Source organism: Enterobacter sp. UPMP701 (assembly GCF_053709515.1).
Genome location: NZ_JBSKJN010000001.1, coordinates 303,313 through 320,441, shown reverse-complemented (window position 1 = coordinate 320,441; position 17,129 = coordinate 303,313). Strand labels below are relative to the sequence as shown.

The following is a 17,129-nucleotide window of genomic DNA, read 5'->3' as shown; positions in this document are numbered from 1 at the left end:
TTTTATGGCTGCTGCACGGGTTTTCTCATCCCGGTGACCTCTGGCATTATCTGCCGCATCAACTCCAGAAAACGCCGCAAACGCGCCGGATAATACCGGGACCAGGGGTAAACCAGATGCACCGGTAACGCCGCAGGCTGCCACTCCGGCAGCAAATGCACCAGCCGTCCTTCCCGAATATCATCCTGTACCGTCCAGCTGGATACCACCGCCACACCAAGACCGGTGAGTGCCGTATTGCGTGCGACATACAGGCTGTCAGTGCTCAGGCGTGGGGTAATCGCCACTCGCGCGGTGGCTGACGATGCATTATGAAAAAGCTCCACATGGCGCTGGTAGAAAGAACTGATGGCTATCCAGGGGAAATGCTGCAGATCTTCCGGTGTGTTAACCGTCGGAAAACGGTCCAGCAAAGCCGGAGAAGCCACCACCGAGCGCGGCACTTCAGCCAGCAGCACGGACACGGTCGCCGGATCGACCTCCACCCCCACCCGAATAGCGCAATCAAGGTTATCGCCGAGGAAGTCAGCCGACCGATCGTTGAGCATCCACTCAATCGAAAGCTGCGGGTAGCGCTGCAAAAATTCGGTTAACGGTTTCAGAAGCTGATCCTGACCAAACGCGTGCGGGGCGCGCACCCGCAGCACGCCAACCGGTTCGTCTTCCGTGTGCCCCACCTCATCTTCCAGCGCCAGCCAGCTGTCAATCACCCGACGGGCATGCTGATAGCAGCGCTCGCCGTCATCCGTCAGCCGCGTCGTGTGGGTGGTGCGCAACATCAGACGCACGCCGAGCATTGTCTCAAGCGACTGCAACCGTCGGCTCACCGTGGCCTGGGTTGTTGCCAGCTGCCGTGCCGCCGCAGAGAGTGAACCCGCCTCCACAATGCGGACAAACGTCCGCATCAGCTCCACCCTGTCTATACGCTCAGCTCTTTTCATCGCATTTTCACTTATACGTTCAACGTATAAGCGTTTTACCACCGGGCCCGCTACCGCCGCAAGGCGTACTGATAAAAAATAGCCTCACACGATGAATGAGGAACGTCTTATGAACACAACAACTGCCGCCCATGCCGTAAGCCGCTGGGTCATTTTAATGCTGGCGCTCGGTGCGGGCTTCAGCGTGGCATCCATCTATTATGCCCAGCCGCTGCTGCCGCTGATGGGCGCAGACCTGCACCTGAGCATCGAAGGAATGGGCATGGTCCCAACGCTCACCCAGGCGGGATATGCCCTGGGGATCCTCTTCCTGCTGCCGCTCGGCGATCGCCACGACCGCAGAACATTGATTCTGATTAAAAGTACGGCCCTGGCGCTGTTCCTGCTGGGCTGTAGCCTGACCGGACAGATCCACTCCCTGCTGCTGGCAAGCCTGCTCATCGGCATGGCCGCCACCATGGCGCAGGATATTGTCCCGGCTGCGGCGATCCTTGCGCCGGAAGGCAAACAGGGGAAAACCGTGGGTACGGTGATGACCGGTCTGCTGCTGGGCATTTTGCTCTCCAGAACCGTCAGCGGCGTGGTGGGCGAAGCGTTTGGCTGGCGCGTGATGTACCAGCTGGCTGCGGCAAGTATTGCGTTTATCGGCGTGGTGATGTGGGCCGTGCTCCCTCGTTTCGCCATTCACTCCACGCTGAGCTATCCCGCTCTGCTGCGCTCCATGGAACATCTGTGGCGTCGTTATCCCGCTCTGCGCCGTGCCGCGCTGGCCCAGGGTTTTCTGTCGATAGCCTTTAGCGCCTTCTGGTCTACGCTTGCGGTCATGCTGCTGGAACGCTATCACCTCGGGAGTGCCGTCGCCGGTGGTTTTGGTATCGCAGGTGCAGCCGGTGCGTTGGCAGCTCCACTGGCGGGGGGCCTGGCGGATAAACTGGGTGCCGGGAAAGTCACACAGCTTGGCGCCGTCCTCGTGACCGTCTCGTTTGCCCTGATGTTCCTGATGCCCGCCCTGGGAGTTCATGGACAGCTGATTCTGATTGCCGTCTCTGCCATCGGCTTCGATCTGGGCCTGCAGTCCAGCCTGGTCGCGCACCAGAATCTGGTTTATAGCCTTGAGCCACAGGCGCGGGGTCGCCTGAACGCCCTGCTCTTTACCGTGATCTTTATCGGCATGGCGCTGGGTTCCGCGTTGGGCAGCAATATTTACACGCTGGCTGGCTGGACAGGTGTGGTGGCGCTGGCAACGGTCTGCGGCATCATTGCGCTGGCAATCCGCCTGATTGAAAGCGCACGCGTCGCCGCAGCACCGGCAGAAATGGCATAAAAAAAGCCCAATCCAGATGGATTGGGCAATAGAACATAACCTGGCTAAGGATATGTTCCAGGAGGTCAAGATGTTATTTGTTCAGCTGGAACAGAGACATGCCCTGCATATCGCTAAACGCTTTATAAGAGGCCTGCAGAGCCGCCTGCTGCATGGTGTAAGAGGAAATCGCTTCGTTCCAGTCCACGTCCACCAGGTCGCTCATCTGCTTAGTCTGGCCCAGCGCGCGGTCGTCACCCAGGGTATCGAGTTTTTCCAGCTCGTTCAGCTTGGTACCCACATCCGCAACGACCGTCAGGACGTTGTTCTGAGCGTTTTTGATACCGATCTGCGCGTTGGAAATCACCTGGCCTTGCGCGGCGGCCGCAGCCGGATCGTTCTCAATCGGCGTCTTCAGCGAAGCAATCGCGGAATCAAGGATTTTAAACATGTTGGTATCGCCATAGCCCCCGCCCGGCAGCTCTTCCGCATTACTGGTAATGCTCTCGAAGATCTGCTGGCCAGTATGGCTGATCGCCATATTTCGCGCCGTATCGACCTGCTGAGTGATCGCCTCAGCGCCGCCATTGTAGGTGCCGGTCGCGGCATCAAACGGTGCGCTCTCGGTTTTGTATCCCGCAAAGATAAAGCGACCATTGCCATCCGTCGTGTTAGCCAGGTTCATCAGCTGATCGCGGATCCCCTGGATATCGGTCGCCAGAGAGAGACGGTCGTCATCGCTTAAGGTGCCGTTTGACGCGTAAACCAGCTTCTCACGCACGCTTGATAACGCGGTGTTCACCTGGGTCAGCACGTTATCTTCCAGCGACACTTTTTGCGTGGCAAAGGTGCGCGCTAACGCAAACTGGCTGTTTTGAGACTGAGATTGCGACAGAACAATAGACTGCGAAGCCGCGATAGGATCGTCCGACGGACGGTTAACGCGCTTGCCGGTAGACATTTGTTCACCGTAGCTCAGCCATCTGCTCTGGGAATCGGTGATCCCGCGCATGTTCTGCTCATACATCATCTGGGTGCTAATACGCATTTTTCACCTCAACCTTAACGAATGTTGATAATTGCATCGAAGAGCGTACTGGCAGTCTGAAGCACCTGCGCGTTGGCGAGGTAATACTGCTGATAACGCTGCAGATTGCCATACTCTTCGTCGAGGTTTACCCCAGAGATGGTCTGCTGCTGCTTAATTAACTGCGTTTCCACATTGGCTTTCGTCTGGCTGCTTACCTTCAGTGAAGCGGTGGTGCTACCCACTGTACTGACCAGTGAGGCATAGGCATCATTGAAAGTTTTATTCCCGCCAACCACTTTGCTGTTTTGCAGATCGAGCATTTTCTGCCCGTTGCGGTTATCGCTCTCACCGCCGTTCTGCACCGCAGCCATGGCCAGTTTGGATTCGTCGCTGATCGACAGTTCCATATTCATGATGACGTCGGAGACGGGCTTCACGGTAAAACTATCTTTGGTGTTTGCCGAACCGCTGACGTTCACGTTGAGACCGTCAAACGACAGATTGCCGCTGGCATCCGGGCTCATCGTAAAGCTGGTTTTGTCCGACGTACGGGTGATGGTCCAGTCGGTGCCGTTGAACTGCAGCTTATAGTCCGTTGCCTGAACTTTGGTGCTGTCCGCAACGGTGGCATTGACGACCGCCGTGCCGCTATTTTTGCTATTGGAAAGCACCGCCGGAGAACCAAAGCCGAACAGTTTGCCGCCCGCATCGCCGTTGGCATCGTAACCGGCCTCATGCTGTTTGTTCATCGCATCAGCAAACGCCAGCGCCATCTGGTTCAGGGTGTTACGCGCCTTGTCCAGATCTTCCGCGCGGAAGGTCAGCAAACCGCCTAACGAACCGGTGGTGATCATCTTTTCCGGGATCTCGACATTACCCGCAACCTCATCGACGTAGGCGATAGTGGTACGGGAAGGATCGGCGCTGGACTTCACGGCAGCCAGCTGGTTAGCTTTGCTGCCCTGCACCAGGCTGTAGCCGTTGCCGAAAGAGATGTTAAACGTGCCGCTATCCTGAACCGAAACTTCCACACCCACGATTTTGTTCAGTTCGTTGACGAGCTGATCGCGCTGGTCGAGGAGATCGTTAGGTGATGCGCCCGCGCCAACGCTGGTGAGGCGGGAAATCTGATCGTTCAGATTCGCAATCTGTTTGGCATAGTTGTTAATCTGCGAAACGCTGGTTCCAATCGCCGTATTCACCTGCGTATCCTGATCGCGGAGATACTGATCGTTGGTTTTGAACTGATTGACCAGGCCGCCCGCTTTTCCCAGCACCGTCTGACGCGCAGCCGGGTCTTCCGCGTTGCTCACCAGCGTTTGCAGGCTTTTAAAGAAATCCTGCAGGGTGGTGGAAAGGGAATTGGTGGTATCGGAGAGCACATCGTCAATTTTTGACATCTGCTGATAGCGCGTCGTCAGGCCGCTGCTCTGGGTCTGCGCGGCGCGCAGCTGGTTGGTGATGAAAGCGTCATATTCACGCTGGACACCGGAGACATACACCCCGTTACCCACCCAGCCACCGCCGGTCAGCGTGCTGTTAGATGCACCCAGCACCGTCGTCTGGCGGGTGTAACCTGCCACGTTATAGCTTGAAATATTATTACTGACGGTATTGAGTGCCGACTGCGCGGCACTGAGGCCACTCATGGCGCTGTTAATCAAACTGGACATGGGGGTTCCTTTTATACGTTCAGACACGAGTCCTGATGAAGGTTATCGGCAACCTCCACCGGGACTTGAGAACTTTCAGAACAGATTTTCAATATCTGTGCTATAGGCTTTGCTGACCTTCTCGCCCATGGATTTCAGCTGCTGGATCATGCTGGTGAGCTTGCGCGCGTAGTTCGGGTCGGTCGCGTAGCCCGCGTTTTGCAGGGCCTGAGCGCCCTGCTCCGCCGTTGCCGCCTGCGTAACGGCGGTATAACGCGGATTTCGGCTCAGCAGACCCACATAGTCAGACAACGCTTCCAGATAAGAGCTGTAAACGCGGAATTTGGCTTTCACCTTCACCGCCGCGCCGTTCTCGTATTCCGTGGTCGTGATCTCGGTGGTCGGCCCCTTCCAGCTGGAGGTGGCCTTCACGCCGAAGATGTTGAAGCTCGGGTCGCCGTTTTCCTTGCGGATCTGGCGCTGGCCCCAGCCCGACTCCAGCGCGGCCTGGGCCAGAATCAGGTGGTGAGGCACGCCGCTCTGTTCACTGGCCAGTCGCGCAGGCAGAGAAAGCTGTGCCAGGAAGTCTTTGCTGTCACCGGAGAGGGGCTCATCACCGCCGCCCGTGGCTTTCGGTATCGCTTTACGCACCATCTGCGTCAGCGCCTGATTCTGATAGCTGGTCACCGTTTCCAGGTCGAACTTCATCGGCACCTGCTGCGGCTGCGCTTCTGGCGGAATACCCTGTGCGGCGGCGGTCTGTTTGACAATCATGTCAGCCAGACCGAGGCCTTTACCGGCAGTCATCTGCTGCGCAATCTGCTGGTCATACATGCTGGTGTAAAGTCGCGTTGAATCGCTGCTGAACATCCCGTCTTTCGGCAGGGTTTCACGCATGCTTTTCAGCATCATCTGAACAAACATCCCTTCCACCTGGCGGGCAACCGGGCGGATATTCGCCGCCGGGTCTTTACCTGCTTTGGATTTCAGTTCGTTGAGCGACTGGGCGTCCCAGGCGGCACTGGTCAACAGTTTGCTATCGGTCAGCATCAGATGATTTCCAGTTTGGCGCGCAGGCAGCCCGCACTTTGCATGGATTGCAGAATCGACATCAGATCCATCGGCGTGGCACCCAGCGCGTTCAGGGCACGCACCACGCTGTTCAGGTTGGCGCTGGAGCGAACGCTCTGCAGGGAACCGCCGCTCTGACGCAAATCAATCTGCGTTTGCGGCGTCACCACCGTCTGGCCACCGCCAAACGGCGTGTCAGGCTGGCTGACGTTGGCGGAACGGTTGACCGTTACGGACAGGTTACCCTGGGCCACGGCGCAGCTATCCAGCGACACTTCCCGGTTCATCACCACCGATCCCGTACGGGAGTTGATGATCACTTTGGCATCCTGCACCGAAACGTTCACTTCCATATTCTGGATATCCGCCAGCATGCGCACCTGGTTGCTGCTGCCGGTAGAGGTGCGGATCTGCACGGTACGCGCATCCAGCGCCGTCGCATTACCGTAGCCACGGTTGCGGTTGATGGTGTCCGCAATCTGCTGCGCCATCGTGAAGTCTTCATTATTCAGCTGCAGGTTGATGGTATTACCCGCGCCAAACTGGGTCGGCAGTTCACGCTCGATGATCGCCCCGTTGGTGATGCGCCCCCCGTTCAGCTGGTTCACCTGCACGCTGCTTCCGCCAGCAGATGCACCCGCACCGCCAACCAGAATGTTGCCCTGCGCCAGCGCGTAGACCTGGCTGTCAACGCCTTTCAGCGGCGTCATCAGCAGGGTACCGCCGCGGAGGCTTTTGGCATTACCCATTGAGGAAACGACGACGTCAATGGTCTGCCCCTGACGCGCAAACGCCGGGTAGGACGCGGTGACCATTACTGCGGCCACGTTTTTCAGCTGCATGTTAGTTCCCGCCGGCACGGTAATGCCGAGCTGGGAAAGCATATTGTTTAAGCTTTGGGTGGTAAACGGCGTCTGGGTCGTCTGGTCACCCGTACCGTCCAGCCCCACGACCAGGCCATAGCCAATCAGCGAGTTCTCGCGAACGCCCTGGACGCTGGTGAGATCGCGTATGCGGTCGGCCTGGGCAAACGTTGCGACAAGAACCAGCGCCGCGGCGAAGATCGATTTAAACATGGGTCACCTCGCTTACATCGGCGATAAATTAAGGAAGAAGCGCTGCAGCCAACCCATATTCTGCGCTTCATTAATGTAGCCGTTACCGACGTACTCAATGCGCGCATCCGCCACCTGGGTGGACGGAACGGTGTTGGTGCCGCTGATGGTGCGTGGATTCACCACACCCGAGAAGCGAATGAACTCAGTGCCCTGGTTAATGGCGATCTGTTTTTCACCCACAACGTGTAAATTGCCGTTAACCAGTACCTGGTCAACCGTGACCGTCAGCGTACCGCTGAAGGTATTGCTGGCGTTCGCGCCACCTTTACCGTTAAAGGTGTTGCCGCCGGACGCTTCAACATCCGCACGGGCATTGCCGAACAGACCCTGCAGATAGCGTGGAACGGTGTCGAAGCCAAAATTGGTTTTGCCATCGCGGCTGGCGTTCGCCGACGAGCTCTTGCTCGCGCTGACGTTTTCCTGCAGCACAATGGTCAATGTATCGCCAACATTACGCGGGCGGCGATCTTCAAACAGCGGCTGATAGCCGTAGTTAATCGGCTGCGCGGTCTGGAAAATGGAGCCGTTAACAACTGGCGCAGGGCCAGGAACGGGTTGGGCAGTCGTCGCACCCTGGACCAATGGTTTAGACGGGATCAAGGCACACCCGCTGAGGGTGACAGCCAGAACAGTCAATATCGGATAACGAAACGCCGCGTTTTTTTGCATTGCCTTCATCTTCGAAAACAGGGAGCCGGCGCGGCGTTTACCGCACCGGGCTACACCTTAGAGTTGCGTCAGTTTCTGCAGCATCTGATCGGTCGTCGAGACTGCTTTACTGTTAATTTCATACGCGCGCTGGACCTGGATCATATTCACCAGCTCTTCCGCCACGTTCACGTTGGAGGTTTCGACATACCCCTGATACAGCAGACCCGCACCGTTCAGGCCTGGCGTGCTTTCATTTGGCGTACCGGAGGATTGCGTTTCGGTGTAGAGGTTCTCACCGATGCTCTCCAGACCAGTATCGTTCATGAAGGTGGTCAGGTTGAGCTGTCCGACCTGAACCGGCGCGGCCTGCCCCTGCTGGGTCACGCTCACGATGCCGTCACGGCCGATGGTGATGCTCAGGGCGTTTGCCGGAATGGTGATCGCAGGTTGAACCTGGAAACCGCCCGCCGTCACCAGCTGACCGTTCTGATCGACCTGGAAAGAACCGTCACGGGTATAGGCAGAGGTACCGTCAGGCAACTGCACCTGGAAGAACCCCTGGCCTTTGATCGCCACGTCTTTGCTGTTGTTGGTCTGAGACAGGTTGCCCTGGCTATGCAGACGCTCGGTCGCCACCGGACGAACGCCGGTACCAATCTGCAGGCCTGACGGCAGCGTCGTCTGTTCAGAAGACTGCGCGCCCGGCTGACGGATGGTTTGATAAAGCAAATCTTCGAAAACGGCACGCTGACGCTTGAAACCATTGGTGCTCACGTTTGCCAGGTTGTTGGCAATCACGTCCATGTTGGTTTGCTGCGCGTCCAGGCCAGTTTTCGCGATCCATAAAGAACTGATCATAAAGAGTCCTGTTAACTCATCGACAGAAGTTGGTTAGCCTTGCCCGCGTTTTCGTCCACGCTGCTGATGATCTTCATCTGCATTTCAAAACGACGGGCGCTGGCGATCATGTCGCTCATGGCGGCTACCGGCTTAACGTTGCTGCCTTCCAGAACGCCGGACATCACGCGGATGCTCGGATCGGCCTGTAATGTGGCACCACGGGTGGCCTGAGCGGCCTGGGTCAGACGGAACATGCCGTCATCGCCACGCTGCACCTCTTTGCCTTCCGCTTTGACCAGCTTCAGACGCCCGACGGGGGCAACGGTGTTGGCCGGATCGCCCGGGTTCAGCGCCGAAATGGTACCGTCAGCCGCGATAGTCAGCTCAGAGCCTTCCGGCACGGTCAGCGGGCCCGCTTCACCCATCACCGGATGGCCCTGAATCGTCAGCTGGCCGGTGGCGCTGACCTGGATATTCCCGTTTCGGGTATAGCCTTCACCGCCGTCCGCCGTTTGCACTGCCAGCCAGCCGTCCTGCTGCAGGGCAACGTCCAGCGGGCGTGAGGTGTAATCCATCTGCCCTGGCGTCATATCTGCGCCGGGGGTGGATGCCGCCACCAGCGTACGGGTCGGCAGGGAGAGTCCTTCCACCGGCACCGCACGCAGCGCATTCAGCTGAGCGCGAAAGCCCGGCGTCGAGGCGTTTGCCAGGTTGCTGGCGGTAACGGCCTGCTGGCTGAGCGTCTGACTTGCCGCGCCCATCGCGGTATATATTGCGTGATCCATTGCGCTTTCCTGTTAGCCGCTTAACGCAGGTTAACCAGCGTGTTGAGGATCTGATCCTGGGTCTTGATGGTCTGCGCGTTTGACTGATAGTTACGCTGCGCGACAATCATGTTCACCAGTTCTTTACTCAGGTCCACGTTAGAGGCTTCCAGCGCGCCGTTGGTCAGCGTGCCGAAGTTACCGGTTCCTGCCGTACCCAGCAGCGCCACGCCGGAGGACTGGGTAGCCGACCAGACGTTATCGCCTTCAGATTTCAGGCCTTCGTTGTTGGCAAAGTTAGCCAACACGATCTGGCCCAGCACCTGAGTCTGCTCGTTGGAGTAGTTCCCGACGACGGTGCCGTCATCGTTAATCTGATAGCTCACCAGATCGCCCGGCTTGAAGCCATTCTGGTTGGTCGCCACGATATTGTTCGCACCGGTGTTCTGCTGCATGGAGTTAGCAAAACTCATCGCGAAGGTCGCCGGGTCCGCACCTGGGATAGTCGCGGTAGTGATGTTGATGTTTCCACCACCAATCAACGTACCGTTATTATCGAAGGTCAAGGTCGTGGCCACTGCCGCCGTGCTGCCTGCTACGCTGCCGTCCTGGGCATACACTTTCCAGGAGTTAGCCGGGGTCGCATCTTTGACGTAAAACAGGTTCATGTTGTGCGCATTACCCTGGCTATCAAAGACGGTTACCGTACCTTTTTTGTTGTAGGTGTCCGGGTTAGCCGGGTCAAAGGCTGCGGTTGGTGCGGCATCGGTAGAGTTGAGGTTAATCTGCTGGGAAGCCGTGGTGGTGGACTTCGCGGCCATCAGCGTGGTCGGGATATTAATCGCCTGTGGATTCGCACCGGTCTGAACCGTTGATGGCGTCCCGGCAACCGGATAACCCGTTAATTGCATCCCCTGCATGTTCACCAGGTTGCGGTTTTCGTCCAGCTTGAACTGGCCGTTACGGCTGTAGAATACCGAGCCGTTTGCATCGACCATGCGGAAGAAACCGTTCTGGCTGATGGCAACGTCCAGACCACGACCGGTATTGGTGGTGGTGCCATCGGTAAAGTCCTGAGTGATGCCCGCAACTTTTACGCCCAGACCCACTTTGGAACCGGCAAACATGTCTGCAAAAGACGCAGAACCGGATTTAAAACCATAGGTCGCGGAGTTGGCGATGTTGTTGCCAATGACGTCCAGGTTGGTGGCCGCAGCATTCAGGCCGCTGACCGCTTGAGAAAAGGCCATGACTTACTCCTGATAAGTGTTAAGGCTTAGATAATCTGCCGAACTTCGTCGAGTGTGGTGGTACCTGAGGTACCCAAATCCAGTTTGTTGCCGTCGCCCCCTTTAATCACGCCCTGAACCAGCGCGAACTGCAGCGGCTGCGCCACCAGCTGGGTCGTCCCGTTGCTGGCGCTAATCGCGACTTTGTAGGAGCCATTTGGTGCTTTCGTGCCGTCGGTCAGGCTGCCATCCCATGTAAAGGTGTGAACGCCCGCTTTCAGCTCGCCAATTTCAATGGTGCGTACCACCACGTTGTTGGCATCCATGATCGTTGCGGTAACCTTGTCAGCCGGTTGTTGCAACTCAACGCCGAACGGCGTTGTGGTGGTGGTCGACGTACCGTCGGTGGTGCTGGTGCCCGCCAGGATCGTGGTCCCCGGGATCATCACCCCATGACCAATCAGGCTTGCCGCCTGCAGAGACTGGGCGCTGTTAATCTGGCCGGAGACGGAACCGAGGGTCGTGTTCAGTTTCTCAATGCCGCTCACGGTACTGATCTGCGCAAGCTGCGTAGTCAGTTCGTTGTTCTGCATTGGGTTCGTGGGATCCTGGTTCTTAAGCTGCGCCACCAGCAGCGTCAGAAAGCTGCTCTGCAGATCGGAGGCATTGCTTCCCGTCAGGGAGCTGGAATTCGTCGAACTTTTGGTGTTGTTAACACCCGAGTTCGTAGGATCATTCACATTTACGGCGATGGACATGCATGTCTCCTTTACTGGCCGAGAGTGAGTGTTTTGAGCATCATGCTCTTCACGGTATTAAGCACTTCGACGTTCGCCTGGTAGCTACGGGATGCCGACATGGAGTTCACCATCTCACCTACCACGTCCACGTTTGGCATCTTCACGTATCCGTTAGCGTCCGCGAGCGGGTTACCGGGCTCGTAGACCAGCTTGTCCGGCGCCTGGCTCTCAACCACATCAGACACCTTCACGCCGCCCGTTGCCGCGCCTGGCGCAGCATCAACCTGAAACACAACCTGTTTGGCACGATAAGGCTGTCCGTCAGGTCCGGTCACGCTGTCGGCGTTCGCCAGGTTACTGGCCGCCACGTTCAGACGTTTGGACTGGGCGGTTAACGCCGAGCCGGCGATATCAAAAATATTCAGCAAGGCCATTTATCAGTTGCCCCCCTGCAGGACGTTCATCATGCCTTTGATTTGTCCGCCGAGTAGGGTCAGGCCCGTCTGGTATTTCAGGCTGTTATCGGCAAACTGCGTACGCTCCCGGTCCATATCCACGGTGTTACCGTCGAGTGAAGGCTGGTCGGGAATGCGATAAAGTAAATCGGTCGCTGGCGCGGTCATCGCCTGAGCGGGAATATGGCGAGAGGATGTCATGGCAAGTGCAACACCCGTTCCTTCGGCACGTCCACGCTCCATCACCTTTTTGAGTTCACTGGAAAAATCAATATCGCGCGCCTGATACCCGGGCGTATCGGCGTTAGCGATGTTGGCGGCTAAAATCTCCTGCCGCTGGGCGCGTAAATTGAGCGCTTCCTGCTGAAAACGTAACGCGGCGTCGAGTTTATCGAGCATGTCTCCTCCGCTGATGGCAAAATTTCAGTTCACAGCTTAAATCTCACCCCGTCTCCCCTATCGACGGAATAAGCGCAAAATGCGTCGCTATTTATTCCGTTGATGCAAAACCACTGCAGGTAGAATTCACTCAACTCTGGTAACGGTGGAACTTGCGATGCAAACGTTAAAACGTAGCCTGATGGCAACCTTCTTGCTGTTTAGCCCTCTGGTGCAGGCTGGAGATTTACAGGATGCGCTGACGGTTTTTTTCGCGCAAAAGCTGGCGGGCTTTAGCGATGAAATTAACGTGACCGTACGCACGCCATCGAATTTGTATCCGACCTGCGAGCAGCCGTCCTTTAGCGTGACGGGGACCACGAAGCTGTGGGGTAATGTGAACGTCCTGGCACGCTGCGCCAACGAAAAACGTTATTTACAGGTTGCAGTTCAGGCGACGGGCAATTATGTTGTCGCCGCCGTTCCCATTGCGCGTGGCAGCGCGCTGCAGGCAAACAGCGTGACGTTAAAGCGCGGGCGTCTGGATCAGCTCCCGCCGCGGACCATGCTGGACATTAACCAGGCCCAGGACGCCATCAGCCTGCGCGATGTCGCGCCGGGCCAGCCGATTCAGCTCTCTATGCTGCGTCAGGCATGGCGTGTCAAAGCGGGACAACAGGTGATGGTTGTTGCCAACGGAGACGGCTTTAGCATCAACAGTGAAGGGAAAGCGTTAAACAATGCCGCGGTAGCGCAAAACGCCCGCGTCAGAATGTCCTCAGGCCAGGTGGTGAGCGGAACCGTCGATTCTGATGGGAATATTCTGATTAACCTATAATCTTTTTAAAGATTTCGTGGCGCGTGCCGATAAATATTCCACTAATGATGATGTCAGGCGCAAACGCCGCGAACCCTCGATGAGGACAACACTATGAGCATTGATCGTACATCAGCCCTGAAGCCGGTAAGCGCTGTACAACCTCGCGAAACGAACGACGCTACCCCTCAGAAAACGCGTCTGGAAAAAACGTCCACGTCTAACAGCACCAGCGTGACCCTGAGCGATGCCCAGGCAAAACTGATGCAGCCAGGCAGCAACGATATCAATATGGAACGCGTTGAAGCGTTGAAAACGGCCATTCGTAACGGTGAGCTGAAAATGGACACCAGCAAAATCGCTGACGCCCTGATTCAGGAAGCACAGAGTTTCTTACAGAGTAACTAACCGTATGAGTCGACTGTCAGAAATACTGGATCAAATGACGGTTGTCCTGAACGACCTGAAAACGGTAATGGACGCTGAACAGCAGCATCTCTCTTCCGGTCACATTAACGGCAGCGCGCTGCAGCGTATTACTGAAGATAAGAGTTCGCTTCTGGCAACGCTGGATTACCTGGAGCAACAGCGTCGCGCTGAGCAGGATCCCAAGCGCAGCGCTAACGACGACATTATTGAGCGCTGGCAGACCATTACCGAAAAAACCCAGCATCTGCGCGATCTCAACCAGCATAACGGCTGGCTGCTTGAAGGCCAGATAGAGCGCAATCAGCAGGCGCTTGAGGTGTTAAAGCCGCATAAAGAAACCGGACTGTACGGTGCGGATGGTCAGACGGCGACGGCACGTATTGCGGGTGTTAAAAAGATTTCGATTTGAAGCCTGAGCGACAAATCATGCAGTGGGGAGCACCCTAAGGTGGACTCCCCTTTTGGCGTTTATGCCGTACGGCGGGCAAACTCTTTCACTTTGAAGCCCAGCACGGCAAGCGTGGCGAAGTACGCAACAACCCCAACGCCCACCACGGCCATCAGCCGCATCAGACGATAAGGCATCGTGCCCAGGGACCACTCCGGCATGACATGCATCATCCCGAGTAACGCAGCAGACATCACCAGCACCGCCACAACCAGGCGCACGAGGAAACTCGCCCAGCCCGGCTGCGGCGTAAAGATATCCTGTTTGCGCAGCTGCCAGTACAGCAGCCCGGCATTGAGACAGGCCGCCAGACCGATAGACAGCGACAGACCGGCATGCTTCAGCGGGCCGATAAATGCCAGGTTCATCAGCTGCGTCATAATCAGCGTCACAATGGCAATTTTCACCGGCGTTTTAATGTCCTGGCGGGAATAGAACCCCGGTGCCAGCACCTTGACCACAATCAGCCCCATCAGCCCGACCGAATAGGCGATCAGCGCGCGCTGGGTCATCGCGGCATCAAAAGCAGTGAATTTCCCGTACTGGAACAACGATACTGTCAGCGGTTTGGCCAGAATACCCAGCGCCACCGCGCTTGGCAGGGCCAGCAGGAAGCAAAGACGTAAACCCCAGTCCATCAGGCGGCAGTATTCATCATGGTTACCGCTGGCAAAACTTTTCGACAGCGACGGCAGCAGGATGGTCCCCAGCGCCACGCCCAGCACCCCGGACGGAAACTCCATCAGGCGGTCAGCGTAATACATCCATGAGACAGAGCCCGACACCAGGAAAGAAGCAAAGATGGTGTTGATGATAAGCGATATCTGGCTGACGGAGACACCGAGAATGGCGGGCCCCATCTGCTTAATCACCCGCATTGCCCCGGCATCTTTAAGGTTGATGCGCGGCAGCACCAGCATGCCGATTTTCTTCAGGTGCGGCAGCTGATACGCCAGCTGCAGCACGCCGCCGACGGTCACCGCCCAGGCCAGCGCCAGCACCGGCGGGTTGAAGTGCGGCGCGGCAAACAGCGCAAAACCGATCATGCTGACATTGAGGAACGTCGGCGCAAACGCCGGAACGGAGAAGCGGTTCCAGGTGTTCAGGATCGCTCCCACCAGCGAGGCCAGCGAGATCAGCAGAATATAGGGGAAGGTAATGCGCAGAAGCTGTGAGGTCAGGGCAAATTTATCTGCCGTGTCGGCAAAGCCAGGTGCGGTCACCATAATCACCCACGGCGCGGCCAGCATCCCGACGACGGTCACCACGGCCAGCGCCAGGGTCAACAGCCCGGAGACATACGACACAAATACCCGCGTGGCGTCTTCACCCTGCTTGCTTTTATATTCCGCCAGAATAGGCACGAACGCCTGGGAGAACGCCCCTTCAGCAAAAATACGACGCAGCAGGTTAGGCAGTTTGAACGCAACGAAAAAGGCGTCCGTTGCCATCCCTGCACCAAAGACCCTTGCCACAATGGCATCGCGCGCAAAACCGAGTACGCGAGAGAACATGGTCATCGAGCTGACGGCCGCCAGCGATTTTAATAAGTTCATTAACGTGAATTTCCAGAACCATACGGATGTGTAGGCCGGGTACGCGTAAGCGCCACCCGGCAAAGCCAACAAGCGGCGCTTAGTCTAACCGGATTTCAACGAATTACTATCCGCAGATGTTACAGCGGGTTATTCACTCATGGCATCGCGCCAGAGCCTTTCCACAATGCGCTGCGCCATAATGGCCTGCTCGCCGGACGTTTCAGGAACCGTCTGATTTTGCACGCAGGTGATAAAGTGGCGGGCGCATCCTGCGAAACCGCGCTGCTCCAGGGTGCTTTGCCAGCCGGGGACGGGCTGCATCACCACGCCACTGCCCTTCTCTTCCCGCCATTCACGCATGTCGGTGACGTCATACAGCGCGCCGTCGGTCACCGCCTGCACGGATTCCCGCTGGCTGCCCGCGCGGCGGTGCATGCTGGTGGTGATCTGAAGGTGCTCAACGGCAAAATGGTGTTCCGCATACACCATTTGCCCCTGCTCGTTGGTAACCAGCGTGCCGCTTTTCAGCAGCGCTTCGCCCCCGGTCAGCCACAGCGCGGTATCCACGACGTGAAGATAGTCATCGAGAAGGGTAAAGCGCAGATCGTTCGGCCCAACGCTGTCGGTGCGGTGCTTGTCCATGCGCAGCGAGGCCATATTTCCGGACTGCGCCTTCAACTGCTGGTAAAGCGGCGCGAAGCGGCGGTTGAAACCGACCATCAGCGTCAGATTTTTACGTGCTGCCAGCTCAATCAGCCGTTCGGCGTCATGGACGTTTTCCGCCAGGGGCTTATCAACACAGACGTGCACACCGGCATTCAATAACTCGCTGACCACCTGGTAATGGGTTGCTGTAGAGGTATGCACAAATACCGCATCGCACTCGCGGGCCAGATCCTGAAGCGATGCCGCATACGGGATACGCCAGGTTTCGCAGATGCGTTCTGCCTTTTCTCGGGTAGGTGACCATGCTCCTTGCAGCGTCCAGTCAGACGCTACGCCCAATACAGGCAGCCAGGCTTTCTGCGCGATACCGCCCAACCCCACCACGCCAATGCGTAATTTTTTCACCGTTAGTCTCCTGAATGTGCCAGCAGTGCATCCAGACGCTGTTTCAGCCCCGCCACCTCGTCTTCCAGCGCCTCTACGCGCGCAGCAAGGTCGTCACTGTTTGCAGGGCGATCCGATGCCGTCGCCACGCTTTCGGCATCAACGTCGCCGCTGAACAGATGCATATAACGGCTCTCACGTTTACCCGGCTCGCGCGCCATACGCACCACGTAAGGGCCATCGTCGCGCGCGGCCAGCCCTTCCAGCGTCTGCTCGACCTCCTGCATGTCGCTGAACTCATGCATACGAGAAGCGCGCGTGCGCAGCTCTCCCGGCGTTTGCGCCCCGCGCAGCAGCAGCGTGGTAATAACCGCCACTTCCGCACTGCTCAGCTTCAGGTCGCCGAATTCGGAATTACAGAAGCGCTGTTCGTATTTGGTCACGCGGTTGCCGAAGCCGCTGACGGTGCGCAGGTAGTGACGTTTTACCAGCGCATCCAGCACATCCTGTACCTCATGCTCGCTGAGGTTCATCACCGGCTCACGGTTGGTCTTCTGGTTGCAGGCCATGGTCACGGCGTTAACAGAGAGCGGATACTGCTCCGGCGTGGTGACCTGTTTTTCGAGTAAGCACCCAATCACGCGCGCTTCTGTACCGTTTAGCTGATACTTCATC

General features: G+C 57.3%; 19 protein-coding genes. 4 read left to right on the top strand and 15 right to left on the bottom strand.

What is annotated here, in order from left to right:
• Positions 1-2: 2 nt before the first annotated feature.
• The gene (locus tag ACWKXT_RS01535; protein ID WP_454531497.1) at positions 3-905 is read right to left on the bottom strand and encodes a LysR family transcriptional regulator; all 903 of its coding nucleotides are present in this window, start codon (positions 903-905) and stop codon (positions 3-5) included.
• Between the two features lie 145 nt (positions 906-1,050).
• Here ACWKXT_RS01535 and ACWKXT_RS01530 point away from each other — a divergent pair, with 145 nt between their 5' ends.
• Positions 1,051-2,265, top strand: a complete 1,215-nt coding sequence (locus tag ACWKXT_RS01530) for an MFS transporter (RefSeq protein ID WP_454531496.1) — start codon at positions 1,051-1,053, stop codon at positions 2,263-2,265.
• A gap of 73 nt (positions 2,266-2,338) precedes the next feature.
• Here the strand turns inward: ACWKXT_RS01530 and flgL are convergent, their stop codons facing one another.
• From flgL to flgB, 11 genes are all read right to left on the bottom strand, one after another.
• A complete protein-coding gene (gene flgL, locus ACWKXT_RS01525; RefSeq protein WP_454527222.1) occupies positions 2,339-3,292 on the bottom strand; it encodes a flagellar hook-associated protein FlgL in 954 nt (317 codons plus the stop codon).
• A gap of 14 nt (positions 3,293-3,306) precedes the next feature.
• Positions 3,307-4,947: a flagellar hook-associated protein FlgK gene (gene flgK / locus ACWKXT_RS01520; RefSeq protein WP_454531495.1), complete on the bottom strand. Its 1,641-nt coding sequence runs from the start codon at positions 4,945-4,947 to the stop codon at positions 3,307-3,309.
• Between the two features lie 75 nt (positions 4,948-5,022).
• Positions 5,023-5,976: a flagellar assembly peptidoglycan hydrolase FlgJ gene (gene flgJ, locus ACWKXT_RS01515; RefSeq protein WP_454531494.1), complete on the bottom strand. Its 954-nt coding sequence runs from the start codon at positions 5,974-5,976 to the stop codon at positions 5,023-5,025.
• On the bottom strand, positions 5,976-7,073 hold the full coding sequence (locus tag ACWKXT_RS01510; RefSeq protein WP_217479800.1) for a flagellar basal body P-ring protein FlgI: 1,098 nt from the start codon (positions 7,071-7,073) through the stop codon (positions 5,976-5,978). Before ACWKXT_RS01510 ends, flgJ begins: the two co-directional genes overlap by 1 nt.
• A gap of 12 nt (positions 7,074-7,085) precedes the next feature.
• Entirely contained in the window at positions 7,086-7,784 is a 699-nt protein-coding gene (gene flgH / locus ACWKXT_RS01505; RefSeq protein WP_023311139.1) for a flagellar basal body L-ring protein FlgH, read from the bottom strand.
• Positions 7,785-7,841: 57 nt separating this feature from the next.
• A complete protein-coding gene (flgG, locus tag ACWKXT_RS01500; protein ID WP_000625853.1) occupies positions 7,842-8,624 on the bottom strand; it encodes a flagellar basal-body rod protein FlgG in 783 nt (260 codons plus the stop codon).
• 11 nt (positions 8,625-8,635) lie between these two features.
• Positions 8,636-9,391, bottom strand: coding sequence for a flagellar basal body rod protein FlgF (locus ACWKXT_RS01495; RefSeq protein ID WP_028012705.1), 756 nt, complete (start codon positions 9,389-9,391; stop codon positions 8,636-8,638).
• 20 nt (positions 9,392-9,411) lie between these two features.
• On the bottom strand, positions 9,412-10,620 hold the full coding sequence (flgE, locus tag ACWKXT_RS01490; RefSeq protein WP_061098580.1) for a flagellar hook protein FlgE: 1,209 nt from the start codon (positions 10,618-10,620) through the stop codon (positions 9,412-9,414).
• 26 nt (positions 10,621-10,646) lie between these two features.
• Positions 10,647-11,357 carry a flagellar hook assembly protein FlgD gene (gene flgD, locus ACWKXT_RS01485; protein WP_454527226.1) on the bottom strand — a complete coding sequence of 237 codons (711 nt, stop codon included), beginning with the start codon at positions 11,355-11,357 and terminating at the stop codon, positions 10,647-10,649.
• Positions 11,358-11,368: 11 nt separating this feature from the next.
• On the bottom strand, positions 11,369-11,773 hold the full coding sequence (gene flgC / locus ACWKXT_RS01480) for a flagellar basal body rod protein FlgC (protein WP_013097138.1): 405 nt from the start codon (positions 11,771-11,773) through the stop codon (positions 11,369-11,371).
• A 3-nt stretch (positions 11,774-11,776) separates the two neighbouring features.
• A complete protein-coding gene (gene flgB / locus ACWKXT_RS01475) occupies positions 11,777-12,193 on the bottom strand; it encodes a flagellar basal body rod protein FlgB (RefSeq protein ID WP_014883362.1) in 417 nt (138 codons plus the stop codon).
• Positions 12,194-12,350: 157 nt separating this feature from the next.
• On the opposite strand from flgB, the gene flgA reads away from it, so the two are divergent.
• From flgA to flgN, 3 genes are all read left to right on the top strand, one after another.
• Complete coding sequence (flgA, locus tag ACWKXT_RS01470; RefSeq protein WP_454531493.1) at positions 12,351-13,010, top strand: flagellar basal body P-ring formation chaperone FlgA; 660 nt, start codon at positions 12,351-12,353, stop codon at positions 13,008-13,010.
• A gap of 93 nt (positions 13,011-13,103) precedes the next feature.
• Positions 13,104-13,397, top strand: a complete 294-nt coding sequence (gene flgM / locus ACWKXT_RS01465; RefSeq protein ID WP_454527228.1) for a flagellar biosynthesis anti-sigma factor FlgM — start codon at positions 13,104-13,106, stop codon at positions 13,395-13,397.
• A 4-nt stretch (positions 13,398-13,401) separates the two neighbouring features.
• A complete protein-coding gene (gene flgN, locus ACWKXT_RS01460; RefSeq protein WP_008500818.1) occupies positions 13,402-13,827 on the top strand; it encodes a flagella biosynthesis chaperone FlgN in 426 nt (141 codons plus the stop codon).
• A 59-nt stretch (positions 13,828-13,886) separates the two neighbouring features.
• On the opposite strand, the gene murJ is transcribed toward flgN, so the two are convergent.
• From murJ to ACWKXT_RS01445, 3 genes are all read right to left on the bottom strand, one after another.
• Positions 13,887-15,422 carry a murein biosynthesis integral membrane protein MurJ gene (gene murJ / locus ACWKXT_RS01455; RefSeq protein WP_080327532.1) on the bottom strand — a complete coding sequence of 512 codons (1,536 nt, stop codon included), beginning with the start codon at positions 15,420-15,422 and terminating at the stop codon, positions 13,887-13,889.
• A 129-nt stretch (positions 15,423-15,551) separates the two neighbouring features.
• On the bottom strand, positions 15,552-16,475 hold the full coding sequence (locus ACWKXT_RS01450; protein WP_454531492.1) for a Gfo/Idh/MocA family protein: 924 nt from the start codon (positions 16,473-16,475) through the stop codon (positions 15,552-15,554).
• Between the two features lie 2 nt (positions 16,476-16,477).
• Entirely contained in the window at positions 16,478-17,128 is a 651-nt protein-coding gene (locus ACWKXT_RS01445; protein WP_454527230.1) for a YceH family protein, read from the bottom strand.
• Position 17,129 lies beyond the last annotated feature (1 nt).